We start from the raw sequence: 12,738 nt of genomic DNA, 5'->3' as shown, positions 1-12,738 counted from the left end.
GTCGGCATGGCGGTGCTCTTCCCGGGCGCCCCCGACCTCGCCGCGTACTGGCGCAACCTGGTCTCCGGCGTCGACGCGATCACCGATGTGCCGCCGGGCCGCTGGGACGCCGACGAGTACTACGCGCCCGGCGCGGAGCCCCGCGCGGACCGGGTCTACTGCCGGCGCGGCGGCTTCGTGGACGAACTGGCCGAGCTGGACGTCACCGAGTTCGGGATCATGCCGGCCGCGGTGCCCGCCACCGAGCCCGACCAGCTCATCGCGCTGCGGGTGGCCGCGCAGGCCCTCGCCGACGCGGGTGGCGCGGACCGGCTGCCCGCGGACCGGCACCGGGTCGGCGTGGTGCTCGGCCGCGGCGGCTATCTCACCCCCGGTCTGGTCCGGCTCGACCAGCGGGTACGGACCGCGAGCCAGCTGGTACGGACCCTCGGCGAGCTGCTGCCCGACCTCGACCCGGCCCAACTGGACTCGGTACGGCAGGCGTTCACCGACCGGCTCGGACCGGAGGCACCGGAGTCGTCGATCGGTCTCGTGCCCAACCTCGCCGCGTCCAGGCTGGCGGGCCGGCTCGATCTGCGCGGCCCCGCCTACACCGTGGACGCGGCGTGCGCCTCCTCGCTCATCGCCGTCGACCACGCGGTGCGCGAACTCGGCAGCGGGCGCTGCGACGTGATGCTGGCCGGCGGGGTGCACCACTGCCACGACATCACCTTCTGGAGCGTGTTCAGCCAGCTCGGCGCGCTCTCCCCGAGCGAGCGCATCCGGCCCTTCCACAAGGACGCGGACGGGGTGCTGATCGGAGAGGGCACCGGGGTGGTCGTCCTCAAGCGGCTCGCCGACGCCGAGCGCGACGGCGACCGGGTCTACGCGGTGATCACCGGCACCGGTGTCGCCTCCGACGGACGGACCACCAGTCTGATGGCGCCCGACTCGGGCGGCCAGGTCCGCGCGGTCCGCCAGGCCTGGGAGGCGGCCGGGCTCGACCCGGCGGCACCCGGCTCGATCGGGCTTCTGGAGGCGCACGGCACCGCCACCCCGGCCGGCGACGGCACCGAACTCGCCACCCTCGCTGTGGTGTTCGGACCACCACAGGCTGAGCGGGACGCTGAGAGAACCGGCAGAGGACCGGCCGGCGAGGAGCCCGCCCCGGGACCGGCCGGCGAGGGGGCACCCTCCGCGGGAACCCCCGGCGGTACGCCCGTTGGCCTCCCGGGCGGCCCGCCCAGCGATCCGCCCGCCGTCATCGGCTCGGTGAAATCGATGATCGGACACACGATGCCCGCCGCGGGGATCGCCGGGCTGATCAAGGCCGCACTCGCCGTCCACCACGGGGTGCTGCCGCCGACCCTGCACTGCGACGAACCGCATCCGGCCCTGGCCCGCACCCGGTTCGCCCCCATCGGCGCCGCCCGCCCCTGGCACACCGACGACCGGCAGCCGGTGCGCCGGGCCGCCGTCAACGCCTTCGGCTTCGGCGGCATCAACGCGCACGTGGTGCTCGAACAGGCGACGGCCCGAAAGCCGGTCACGGCCTGCGAGGTCCGCGAACCGGAACGGGTGCTGCGGCTCACCGCGCCGACACCCGCCGCGATGGCCGAGCTCCTCGACCGCTCCGACTCCGCACTGCTCGCCCTGGGCCTCGACGAACTGACCACCACGCCCGCCACCGATCCCGTGCGGCTCGCCGTGGTCGGGCCCACCGCCAAACGACTGGCGCTGGCCCGCAAGGCGGTCACCAAGGGCAAGGGGTGGCGGGGCCGCAACGACGTGTGGTTCGTGCCACGGCCGCTGCTGGGACCGGGCGGTGGCGGACTCGCGTTCGTCTTCCCCGGTCTGGAGGCCGAGTTCGCGCCCAACTCCGCAGACGTCGCGGCTCACTTCGGGCTTCCCTGGTCCACGGCCGTCACCGACGCGACCGTGGGGCACGTGGGCCGGCAGGGCACCGGTGTCTTCGAGCTCGGGCGCCTCCTGGACGCGGCGCTGCGCCGGCTCGGCGTGGTACCGGACGCCCTCGCCGGGCACAGCCTCGGCGAGTGGACGGCGATGGCCGTCGCCGGGATCCATCCGCCCGACGAGGTCGACGCCTTCCTCGCCGGCTTCGACCCGGACGCGCTGAGCGTGCCCGGACTGGCGTTCGCCGCGATCGGCGCCCCCGCCGGTCAGGTGCTGGCGGAACTGGCCGGCCGTACGGACGTGGTCCTCTCGCACGACAACGCCCCCCACCAGTCGATGATCTGCGGCCCGGAGCCCGCCGTCGCCGCACTCGTCGGCGCGTTCCGCTCGCGGGCGGTGGTCTCGCAGATCCTGCCGTTCCGCTCCGGCTTCCACACCCCGATGCTGGAGCCCTATCTCGACCCGATCAGAAGGGCGTCCGAGGCCTACACCCTGCGCCCGGCGGCGCTGCCGCTGTGGTCGGCGACGACCGTCGCCCCGTACCCGGACGAACCGGCCGCGATCCGCGAGCTGTTCGTCCGCCACCTGCTGGAGCCGGTCCGCTTCCGGCCGCTCGTGGACTCCATGTACGCGGCGGGCTTCCGCGCCTTCGTCCAGCTCGGCGCCGGACAGCTCGGCTCCCTCATCGGCGACACCCTGCACGGCCGTGACCACCTGGTGGTCCCCGCGCACTCCCCGCACCGCTCCGGGCTTCCCCAACTGCACCGTGTGGCCAGTGCGTTGTGGGCGGACGGGGCGGCCCCGGACCTCGCCCCGCTGCTCGGCGGCCCGCCGGCGACCGCCCCCGCCCCGGCCCGCTCCGGCCGCCGGGCGGCCCGGCCGGTCCGGCTGGACCTCGGCGGTGCGAACATCTCCCTGGACCCCGCGACCCGCGACCGGCTGGCCGCCGAACTGGCCCCGCACCGCACCCCGGCCGCGGTACCCGCGCGGTTCGGCGTCCTGGACGAACAGGGGGCGCTCGGGACCGAGTTGTCGGCGCTGCTGCGGGACGCGACGGCGTTCGCCTCGGACGTGGTGACGGCGGGCCGCACGGCACGCCGAGGGTCCCCGCCGGATGCCCGGGACACCGGCGCACCGGCCCCCCGTACGACCGCCCCGCTCCCGGGGCCCCGGCCGCTCGAAGCGACCCTGCGCGTCTCCGTCGACACCATGCCGTACCTCCTCGACCACTGCTTCTTCAGACAGCCCGCCCAGGCCGACGCCGCCGACAGATGGCCGGTGGTCCCCGGCACCACCGTGATCGCCCACCTCATGGAGCACGCCGAACGGGCCGCCCCCGGCCGCCGTGCCGTCGCCGTCCGCGACGTACGCCTGCACCAGTGGGTCACGGCCGTCCCGGCGGTCGACATCCCCGTACGGATCGTGCCCGAGAGCCCGGACCGGGTGACCGCCTCGCTCGGCCCCTACGCCCAGGCGAGCGTCGAACTCGCCTCGGATTACGGGCAGTTCACTGCCCCTCGACCCTGGACCTTTCCGGCCGCCGAGGAGACCGGGCCCGAACTCACCGCCGCGGAGCTCTACACGCGCCGCTGGATGTTCCACGGTCCTCTCTTCCAGGGCCTGAGCGAACTGACCGCGGTCGGCGACCGGCACGTACGCGGAGTGCTCGTCACACCGCCCGCGCCCGGTGCCCTGCTGGACAACGTGGGACAGCTCCTCGGCTACTGGATCATGTCCCGGCTACCGGTGCGCACCACGGTGTTCCCGGTGGGCATGAGAGAGATCCGCTTCCACGGCCCGCATCCCGCACCCGGTGAGCGGCTGGAGTGCCTGATCCGGATCACGTCCGTCACCGACAGTGCCCTCGTAGCCGATATGCAACTGGTCCGTCAGGGCAGGGTGTGGGCCGAGTTCAGCGGCTGGCAGGACCGGCGCTTCGACAGCAACCCGTGGATCCGCGCGGTCGACCGGGAGCCCGAGCGGCACACGCTGTCGCGAATGCAGCCCGGCGGCTGGGCCCTGCTCCACGAGGAGTGGCCCGATCTGGCCACCCGCGAGCTGATCATGCGGAACATCCTGGCGGGCGAGGAACGCGAGCGGTACGCGGCGCACGCACCGCGCGGCCGCCGGCAGTGGCTGCTCGGCAGGATCGCCGTCAAGGACGCGGTGCGTCATCTGCTGTGGGACCGCGGCACCGGACCTGTCTACCCGGCCGAGATACGCGTGGGCAACGAGCCGACCGGCCGCCCCCGCGTGACCGGCGGCTACGGCAGGACGCTGCCGCCGCTGCACGTCTCGATCGCCCACCGGGGGACGACCGCCGTGGCGATGGCCAGGACCGACGGCCCCTGCGGGATCGACATCGAGGAAGTGACCGACCGCCCCGCCGCCACCCTCGCCGTCGCGCTCGGCGCCCGCGAGCGCGAACTGCTCGCGACACTCGTCCAGCGGGCCGTGGCCGCGACCGGACACGACAACCAGAACGACAACCAGAACGCGAACCAGAACGGGAACGAGCTCGGCGCCGGCGCCGAGCGGCTCTGGTTCACCCGCTTCTGGGCCGCCAAGGAGGCCGTCGCGAAGGCACGCGGCACCGGACTGGGCGGCGAGCCCAAACGGTTCGAGGTCACCGCGGCGGACGACACCCGGCTGACCGTCCGCGCCGCCGGCGAGGACCACCGCGTGCGGTACCGCGCGCTGACCGCCCCCCAGCCGTCCGCAGGGCCCGGCACGGAGTACGTCGTGGCCTGGACGGCCGTCAACGACCAGGAGAGCGAAGATGACCACTGAACTCGAAGGCCCCCGCGCGGACACACAGCCGGCACAGAGCCCGGCGCCGGACCCGGCGACCGTCCTCGCGGACATCTCGGCCATCCTGCGCGTCGTGCTGGAGGAGTACGGGCTCGACGACTTCGAGATCACCATGGAGACCTCCTTCCACGACGACCTGGAACTGGAGAGCATCGACCTCGTCACCCTCTCCGCCCAGCTGCGCGAGTTCTACGGCGAGCGCGTCAACTTCGCCGCCTTCATCGCCGACCGCGGACTGGAGGAGATCATCGAACTGACCGTCGGCGATCTCGTCGGCCATGTGGTGGACACGCTCGCCGTCGCGGAGGTGCGCTGACCGTGGCGACCATCCGGGTGAACGGCATCGACGTCCACGTCCAGCGGCTGGGGCACGACCCCGGCGTCCCGCGTCCGGTCGTGGTGCTCATCCACGGCCTGCTCATCGACAGCCTCGCCAGCTACTACTTCAGCCTCGCGCCGCGGCTCGCCGAGGAGGGCATGGACGTCGTCATGTACGACCTGCGCGGGCACGGCAGGACCTCCCGGCCCCCGACCGGATACCGGATGGAGGACTTCGTCCGCGACCTCGACGAGCTGCTCGACGCGCTGGCGGTCGAGAAACCGGTGCGGCTGGTCGGCAACTCCTTCGGCGGCGCCGTCGCCTACGCCATGGCCGCCGCGCACCCCGGACGGGTCGCCGGCGTCGTCGCGATCGAGGCCGAACCACCGGCCCGCGCCTGGGCGGAGAACATGTACGAGGGTCTCGTCGGGGAGCAGGGCGGCCAGGTCGTCCAGGAGGTCACCGAGTGGCTGCGGGAGAACCCGGGCGAGCGCAACGCCCGGCCGTTCCGGGCGGCGGGCAGGGTACTCGACGAGACCGCGCTCGCCCGGGAGATCCCGCTCAGCGGACTCCTCGACGAGAACCTGTCCGCGATCCGCTGCCCGGTCCTCGCCGTCTTCGGCGGCGCGTCCAGGCTCAGCGCGCAGACCGGGATGCTGGAGGCCTCGCTCGCCGACTGCCGTACGGTCGTGCTGCCCGACCGCGGCCACTCGGTGCTGGTGGAGGCCACCGAGGAGACGTACGTCCTCGTACGTGACTGGCTGCTGCGCCAAGAGGCGCACGCGCTGCGGGAGGCCCGCTAGATGGGCAGGTTCCTGTTCGTGGTGCCGCCGCTGGTCGGGCACGTGAACCCGGCCGTCGGCACCGCGGCGACACTGGCGGCCCGCGGTCACGACGTCGCCTGGGCGGGCCGTCCCGAGCTGGTCCGGAGCCTCGCGGGGTCCGACGCCGTCGTCCACCCGTGCGCGCTCCCCGGCGACGTGCCGCCCCGGCCCGCCGGGCTGAAGGGACCGGCCGCCTTCCGTTTCCTCTGGGAGAGCTTCCTCGTCCCCTTGGCCGAGGCCATGGCCCCCGGGGTGCGTACGGCGATCGGGGCGTACGACCCGGACGTCGTCGTCTGCGACCAGCAGGCGGTGGCGGGCGCGCTGGTCGCCGAGTCGCTCGGGCGGACCTGGGTGACGTCGGCCACCACCTCCGCCGAACTGGTCGATCCGCTGGCCGCCATGCCCAAGGTGGCCGCCTGGCTCGACGAGTTGCTCGCGGGACTGCGCGCCAGGGTCGGCGGCGCCGCGGGCGGGGCGGATCCGCGGTTCTCGCCGCACGGCGTGCTCGCGTACACCACGCGCGCGCTGCTCGGGCCGGTCGAACTCCCCGGCCGGGTCTGGCTGGTGGGCCCTTCGGTCGCCGCCCGCCCGGCGGGCGACGACGACTTCCCCTGGGAGTGGCTGGACGTCTCGCCGCTGCCCACCGTCCTGGTCAGTCTCGGCACCGCCAACAACGACGCCGGCGCCCGCTTCCTGAACGCGGCCGCACAGGCGCTGGGCGCGATGGCCGACCGGGTGCGGGCCGTCCTCGTCGATCCCGGCGGGCTCGTCGGGGGCCGGCTCCCCGACCACCTCCTCGTACGCCCGCGCGTCCCTCAACTCGCCCTGCTGGAGCGGCTCGACGCGGTCATCTGTCACGCCGGGCACAACACCGTGTGCGAGGCGCTGTGGCACGGCGTCCCGCTGGTCGTGGCCCCGATCCGGGACGACCAGCCGATCGTGGCCGGCCAGGTCGTGGACGCGGGCGCCGGGGTGCGGCTGCGGTTCGGCCGCGCGGACGCGGCGAGGATCGGCGCCGCCGTCGAGGCCGTGCTCGATCCGGCGCGGGGCCACCGCAAGGCCGCCGAGGCCGTCGGGGAGTCCTTCCGGCAGGCGGGCGGCAGCGCATCCGCCGCGGACCACCTCGAAGCGGTGGCGGCTGGTTCCACCGGAGCCGCCGGGACCACCGGGACCACCGGCAGCAACGACGGTGAGGTGCGCGTCTCGTGACCGCCGACATCCCGCCCGCCACTCCCCCGGGCTCGCTGTCCGCCCTTGTCCGCTACGCGAGACCGCACTGGCGCGTGCTGCTGTTCTCCCTGTTCCTCACCCTGCTGCCCGGTGTGTCGGGGCTGGCGCAGCCGAAGTTCGCGCAGACGATCCTGGACCGGCTGGACGACGGCGGCAGCGTCGCCGCGCCGGTCGCGCTGCTCGCCGCCCTCCTGGTCGCGGGCGCCCTGCTCACCGGCCTCAACGTCTGTCTCCAGCAACGCACTTCGGAGCGGGTGGTCCGGCAGGTGCGGCGCGGTCTCGTCCACCGGCTGATCCGGCTGCGGGTCTCCGAGCTGGACCGGCGGGCCCCGGGCGACCTCATCGCCCGTGTCACCTCCGACAGCACCCTGCTCAAGAGCGCCGCCACCGAGGGCCTGATCATGACGGTCAACGGCGTACTGACCCTCGCCGGGGCGCTGTTCATGATGGCGACGCTCGACGTGCGCCTGCTCGGTGTGACCCTGCTGGTACTGACCCTGGTCGCGGTCGTGATCACCGTCGTGCTGCCCCGGATCAAGGCCGCCGTGGCCCGCTCGCAGGCGTCCGTCGGCGCGGTCGGGGCCGTCCTCGACCGTACGCTCGGCGCGGCCCGCACGGTCAAGGCGAACGGCGCCGAGGGCCGCGAGACGCGCGCCGCCGAGGACGCGGTCGAGGAGGCGTACGCGGCCGGGCTGGTCGGCGCCCGCTACGGCGCCCTCGTCGCCATGGTCGGCGGCGCCGCCATCCAGACGGCGTTCCTGGTCGTCCTGGGCGTGGGCGGCACCTTCGTCGCGAACGGCTCCATGTCCGTCTCCGAACTGATCGCCTTCCTGCTGTACGTGTTCTTCCTGGCGAGCCCGGTCTCGCAACTGGTCGGCGGCGCCGCCCAGCTCCAGCAGGGACTGGGCGCGGTGGGCAGGATCCAGGAGGCGTACGGGCTGCCGGCCGAGGACGACATCGAGGCACCGCCCGGCTCCGTCCCGGACCACACCGCCGCGCCCGCCGTCGAGCTGAGCGGGGTCGAGTTCGCCTACCCGGGCCGCGCGCCCGCCCTGCGCGGTGTCGGCTTCACCGTCCCCGCCGGCACCCGGACCGCGCTCGTCGGTCTGTCGGGAGCCGGCAAGACCACCCTCTTCTCGCTCCTCCAGCGCTTCTACGAACCGACCGCGGGCACCATCAGGATCGGTGGCGAGGACATCTCCACGCTGCCGCGCGCGGAGGTGCGGCGCCGGATCGCGTACGTCGAGCAGGACTCCCCCGTGATGGCCGGCACGCTCCGCGAGAACCTGCTGTACGCGGCCCCCGCGGCGACCCCCGGGCAGCTCGCTGAGGTGCTCGCCCTGACCCGTCTCGACGGTCTGGTCACACGCCTGCCCCAAGGTGTGGAGACGCCCGTCGGCCCGCGCGGTGTGACCCTGTCCGGCGGTGAGCGCCAGCGCCTGGCCATCGCCCGTGCCCTGCTGCGCCGTCCCCAGGTGCTGCTGCTCGACGAGGCGACGGCCCAGCTCGACGCCCGCAACGAACAGGCCCTGGGCGAGCTCGTCGCGCGCGCCGCGGGCCGGTGCACGGTGCTGCTGATCGCCCACCGGCTGTCCACGGTCACCGACGCCGACCAGATCGTGGTCCTAGAACACGGCGAGGTCCGCGCCGTGGGCACTCACGACTCGCTGGTCGACGACGACACGCTCTACCGCGAGCTGGCCGCCACCCAGCTGCTGGCGGCCGAGCCCCCGGCGCGTCCGCCGGCCGGTCCGGTCGGCGCGGCGTCAGCCGGTGCGTAGGCCGGCATATCGGCGGCGAGCGCCCCTCGACGAGCGTACCCACCCCACTATGAATGAGGTGTATACACCCTCTATATAGTCGCGACATGCCTTTTCTGACCAGGAAGACGAAGAGATCGCGCCCCGGGTTCCGTTCGGCGGCCGCCCTCGTGACGGCCGCCGCACTCGCCCTGCCGCTCGCCGGGTGCACCACCGTCCACACCACCGCACCGGCGGCCGCCCGCGCGCAGACCGCGTCCGACGCCAAGGCGGCCGGACGGTTCGGGACCGTGGACTGCCGTGAGGCCAAGTGCATCGCGCTGACCTTCGACGCCGGACCGAGCGAGCACTCGGCCGAGCTGCTGGACATTCTCAAGGAGAAGAAGGTCCCCGCCACCTTCTTCCTGCTCGGCAAACGGCACATCGAGAAGTACCCGGAACTGGTCAAGCGGATGGCCGCCGAGGGGCACGAGGTCGCCAGCCACACCTGGGACCACAAGATCCTCACGCAGATCGAACCCGACGAGATACGCGCGGAGCTGCGGCGGCCGAACGACGCGATAGAGAGGCTCACCGGCCGCCGGCCCACGCTGATGCGGCCGCCGCAGGGGCGGACCGACGACACCGTGCAGAAGATCTGCCGGGAGATGGGTCTCTCCGAGGTGCTGTGGAGCGTGACCGCCAAGGACTACAAGACGTACGACCCCAAGGTGATACGGGAGCGCGTCCTGAAGCAGTCGACCCGGGACGGGATCATCCTGCTGCACGACCTCTACCCGGGCACGGTGCCCGCGGTGCCCGGGATCATCGACGCGCTCAAGGAGCGGGGGTACGTGTTCGTGACCGTGCCCCAGCTGCTGGCGCCCGGGAAGCCGAAGCCCGGCACGGTCTACCGCCCCTGACGGAGCCCGGGTTCGGCCCGTGCCGAACGGGACGGGCCGAACCGGGCTGGAACCGAACGGGACGGGAACCGGAGGGGACGGGAACCGGAGGAGCCGTCAGAAGACGACGGTCCATCCCTCGCGACCAGCCTGCTGGGCCGTGTACGAGACACCGTGGACCTTGAGTCCGTGTGCGTCGAGCAGGGTGATCCGGCCGCCCTGGTTGCCCAGCCGGACGCCGTCCGTGAGCGGGACCACCAGACACGCGCCGGGGGCGAGCGGGCCGGGCGGCACCGCGCAGCCGTGGTCGAGCCGGTCGGCGAGGCGCCAGCCGGTGAGGTCGAGCGGATCGGGCGAGGCGTTGAGGAGCGTGACCGTCTCGGACTCGGGGGCCGGGCCCCGCGGGTTGACCAGGGCCGCCAGGACGCGCACCGGCTGACCGCCCGGATCGGGCCGGGAGCCGTCGACGGGAAGGGTGTGCCCGGTGATGTCGTCGGTGTGCCAGGCCTGGCTCTGGAAGGCGAGGAAGATGCCGACCCACCGGGACTGCGCCGGGAAGTGGAGGAGCAGTCCGCCGTCCTGCCAGACGCCGTCGTCGCCCTGGAAGCGCGCGCTGTTGCCCTGGTTCATGTGGATGTCGTGGACGCCGTTGCCGGGCAGGAAGCCGAAGACCTTGTCACGGACGGCGGGCTCGGGCCCGAAGCGCTCGCCGAACACGTACATCCGGGCGTCCGGGTCGGCCACCGCGCGCTGGACGTAGTGGTCGAGCAGGTCGGCCAGGTCGTTGTCGGGGCCCTGCGCGTCCGGGGGCAGGGAACGCATCGCCGCCGGGTCGAAGAGGTTGCCGCGCACGAAGTCCAGGTTCGGGCCGCCCGGCCCCGGCGACAGCGTGTTCCAGCCGGACGCCAGGCCCTCCAGGTGTGCCGTGACCGGGTGCCGGAGGTCGTCGGCCACCAGGTAGAGCAGCTCGGAGGGCTCCTCCTGGGACCGTACGTTGACCGCCGCCCGGTAGTGCGTCCCCCGGTCGTCCGTCAGGTGGATCTGGTAGTGCGGGGTGTCGGTGGAGCCCTCGCGCCGGGCGTCGACCGCCCGGGTGATCAGTACGCCGTAGGCCTTCAGTGGCATGTCGGTCAACTCCCCCTGCGTGCGGTGCGGTTGGCCGTGCTATGGGGGAATGGTAGGACCGTGGCATGCCCTTTCGTCCGGCGGCGCGAGAATTCGTCCGGCGTTCGGCCGCCTACGATCGGTCCGTGGTCCTCTTCCTGCTGGAACGCGTGTCCCCGACTCCCCCCGCCGAGACCTGGCGGCGCGTCACCGAGTGGCCCCGGCACGCGGAGGTCGTGCCGCTGACCCGGGTCACAGTGGTCACACGGCCGCCGACACGGGAGGGCACGGTCTTCGTCGCCCGGTCGGGTGTGGGGCCGGTGGCGTTCGACGACCCGATGGAGGTCGTGACGTGGCAGCCGCCCCGGGGAGCGGACGTGGGCCGGTGCCGGCTGGTCAAGCACGGCACGTTCGTCACGGGGTGGGCCGAGATCGAGGTGCGTCCGGCGGCGGACGGCGGCTCGCGGGTGCTGTGGCGGGAGGATCTGCGGGTGCGCGGGCTGCCCGGGATCTGCGACCGGCCGCTGGCATGGGCGGGCCGGTGGATGTTCGGGCGGGCGGTGGACGGGCTGTTGCGCGAGCCCGTCCCACGGGAGCCCTCGCGGCCGCCGTCGCCGTGACGCCGTGCCGCCGTCGCCGTGCCGCCGTGACCACCGTCGCCATGACCACCCGCGTCACCGGCCCGGTCGGACGACGGATCCGGTCAGGCGACCGACCCGATCCGGCGGCCCGGAACGGGCGTGGCGTCGTGGTGGATCGGCGTGTGCGCCCCGGTGAGGGAGACACCGCTGCCGCCGCGCCTGCCGGCCACGATCTCGGAGGCGATGGACAGGGCCGTCTCCTCGGGGGTGCGGGCGCCCAGGTCGAGGCCGATGGGAGACCGGAGGCGGGCGAGCTCCAGCTCCGTGACGCCGACCTCGCGCAGCCGCTCGTTGCGGTCCAGATGCGTCCGCCTGGATCCCATCGCGCCGACGTACGCGACCGGCAGGCGCAGGGCGAGCCGGAGCAGGGGTACGTCGAACTTGGCGTCGTGGGTGAGGACGCACAGGACGGTCCGCGCGTCGACCCGGGCGCGCTCCAGGTACCGGTGCGGCCAGTCCACGACGATCTCGTCCGCCTCGGGGAAGCGGCCGGCGGTCGCGAAGACCGGGCGGGCGTCGCAGACCGTCACGTGGTAGCCGAGGAACTTGCCGATGCGGGCCAGCGCCGACGCGAAGTCGATCGCGCCGAAGACGATCATGCGGGACGGTGGTACCGAGGACTCCACCAGAACCGTGAGCGGTGCTCCGCAACGAGAGCCCCGCTCACCGATCTCGAGGGTCCCGGTGCGGCCCGCGTCCAGGAAGGCCCCCGCCTCGCCGACCACGGTGCGGTCCAGCTCCGGGTGGGCGCCGAGACCGCCCTCGTACGAGCCGTCGGGGCGGACGAGCAGCGCGCGCCCCACCAGTTCCGCGGGACCGCTGACGATACGCGCGAGGGCCGCGGCTTCTCCCTTCACGGCGGCGTCCAGCGCGGCTGCCACCACCTCCCGGGCCCGGCCGCCCGCCCGTACCGGGGTGACGAGGATGTCGATCACGCCGCCGCACGTCAGACCGACGGCGAAGGCGTCCTCGTCGCTGTAGCCGAAGCGTTCGAGGACGGTCTCCCCGTCCTCGAGCGCCTGCCGGCACAGTTCGTAGACCGCGCCCTCCACGCAGCCGCCGGACACCGAGCCGATCGCCGTGCCGTCGGTGTCGACGGCGAGGGCGGCGCCGGGCTGGCGGGGTGCGCTGCCGCCGACGGCCACCACGGTGGCGACGGCGAAGTCGCGTCCCTGCCCGGCCCACCGGTACAGCTCCTCGGCGATGTCCAGCATGTCTCGGTCTCCTTCGGCAGCGGTTGCGGGGAGGGCCTCGCGGCGGGCGTCCAGCGGGCGC

The 12,738-nt window shown here is 73.8% G+C and carries 9 protein-coding genes; 7 read left to right on the top strand and 2 right to left on the bottom strand.

Annotation, left to right across the window (positions count from 1 at the left end; all coding sequences use genetic code 11):
- Positions 1 to 6: 6 nt before the first annotated feature.
- From ABZV34_RS26865 to ABZV34_RS26840, 6 genes are all read left to right on the top strand, one after another.
- On the top strand, positions 7 to 4,683 hold the full coding sequence (locus ABZV34_RS26865; protein WP_356281738.1) for a beta-ketoacyl synthase N-terminal-like domain-containing protein: 4,677 nt from the start codon (positions 7 to 9) through the stop codon (positions 4,681 to 4,683).
- The gene (locus ABZV34_RS26860) at positions 4,673 to 5,020 is read left to right on the top strand and encodes a phosphopantetheine-binding protein (protein ID WP_356281663.1); all 348 of its coding nucleotides are present in this window, start codon (positions 4,673 to 4,675) and stop codon (positions 5,018 to 5,020) included. Before ABZV34_RS26865 ends, ABZV34_RS26860 begins: the two co-directional genes overlap by 11 nt.
- 2 nt (positions 5,021 to 5,022) lie before the next feature.
- Positions 5,023 to 5,826: an alpha/beta hydrolase gene (locus ABZV34_RS26855; RefSeq protein ID WP_356281660.1), complete on the top strand. Its 804-nt coding sequence runs from the start codon at positions 5,023 to 5,025 to the stop codon at positions 5,824 to 5,826.
- A complete protein-coding gene (locus ABZV34_RS26850; protein ID WP_356281657.1) occupies positions 5,827 to 7,056 on the top strand; it encodes a glycosyltransferase in 1,230 nt (409 codons plus the stop codon). It begins immediately after the preceding gene.
- Positions 7,053 to 8,858 carry an ABC transporter ATP-binding protein gene (locus ABZV34_RS26845; protein WP_356281654.1) on the top strand — a complete coding sequence of 602 codons (1,806 nt, stop codon included), beginning with the start codon at positions 7,053 to 7,055 and terminating at the stop codon, positions 8,856 to 8,858. The genes ABZV34_RS26850 and ABZV34_RS26845 overlap by 4 nt, the downstream gene beginning before the upstream one ends.
- An 86-nt stretch (positions 8,859 to 8,944) precedes the next feature.
- Entirely contained in the window at positions 8,945 to 9,739 is a 795-nt protein-coding gene (locus ABZV34_RS26840; RefSeq protein WP_356281651.1) for a polysaccharide deacetylase family protein, read from the top strand.
- A gap of 96 nt (positions 9,740 to 9,835) precedes the next feature.
- Here ABZV34_RS26840 and ABZV34_RS26835 read toward each other — a convergent pair whose 3' ends face one another.
- On the bottom strand, positions 9,836 to 10,843 hold the full coding sequence (locus ABZV34_RS26835; protein WP_356281648.1) for a DUF2278 family protein: 1,008 nt from the start codon (positions 10,841 to 10,843) through the stop codon (positions 9,836 to 9,838).
- A 125-nt stretch (positions 10,844 to 10,968) separates the two neighbouring features.
- On the opposite strand from ABZV34_RS26835, the gene ABZV34_RS26830 reads away from it, so the two are divergent.
- Entirely contained in the window at positions 10,969 to 11,442 is a 474-nt protein-coding gene (locus ABZV34_RS26830) for an SRPBCC family protein (protein ID WP_356281645.1), read from the top strand.
- 83 nt (positions 11,443 to 11,525) lie between these two features.
- Here ABZV34_RS26830 and ABZV34_RS26825 read toward each other — a convergent pair whose 3' ends face one another.
- A complete protein-coding gene (locus ABZV34_RS26825; RefSeq protein WP_356281642.1) occupies positions 11,526 to 12,677 on the bottom strand; it encodes an XdhC/CoxI family protein in 1,152 nt (383 codons plus the stop codon).
- Positions 12,678 to 12,738 lie beyond the last annotated feature (61 nt).

The sequence above is a fragment of the Streptomyces sp. NPDC005195 genome (assembly GCF_040608315.1).
Lineage (GTDB): Bacteria > Actinomycetota > Actinomycetes > Streptomycetales > Streptomycetaceae > Streptomyces > Streptomyces kaempferi.
Note: the sequence above shows the minus strand (reverse complement) of the source record. Positions and strands in the feature narration are given on the sequence as shown.

Excerpts from the sequence above, each read along its gene's own strand:
- ABZV34_RS26865 (WP_356281738.1), top strand. The coding sequence starts at position 7 with ATGGCGGTGCTCTTCCCGGGCGCCCCCGACCTCGCCGCGTACTGGCGC.
- ABZV34_RS26860 (WP_356281663.1), top strand. The coding sequence starts at position 4,673 with ATGACCACTGAACTCGAAGGCCCCCGCGCGGACACACAGCCGGCACAG.
- ABZV34_RS26850 (WP_356281657.1), top strand. The coding sequence starts at position 5,827 with ATGGGCAGGTTCCTGTTCGTGGTGCCGCCGCTGGTCGGGCACGTGAAC.
- ABZV34_RS26840 (WP_356281651.1), top strand. The coding sequence starts at position 8,945 with ATGCCTTTTCTGACCAGGAAGACGAAGAGATCGCGCCCCGGGTTCCGT.
- ABZV34_RS26835 (WP_356281648.1), bottom strand. The coding sequence starts at position 10,843 with ATGCCACTGAAGGCCTACGGCGTACTGATCACCCGGGCGGTCGACGCC.
- ABZV34_RS26825 (WP_356281642.1), bottom strand. The coding sequence starts at position 12,677 with ATGCTGGACATCGCCGAGGAGCTGTACCGGTGGGCCGGGCAGGGACGC.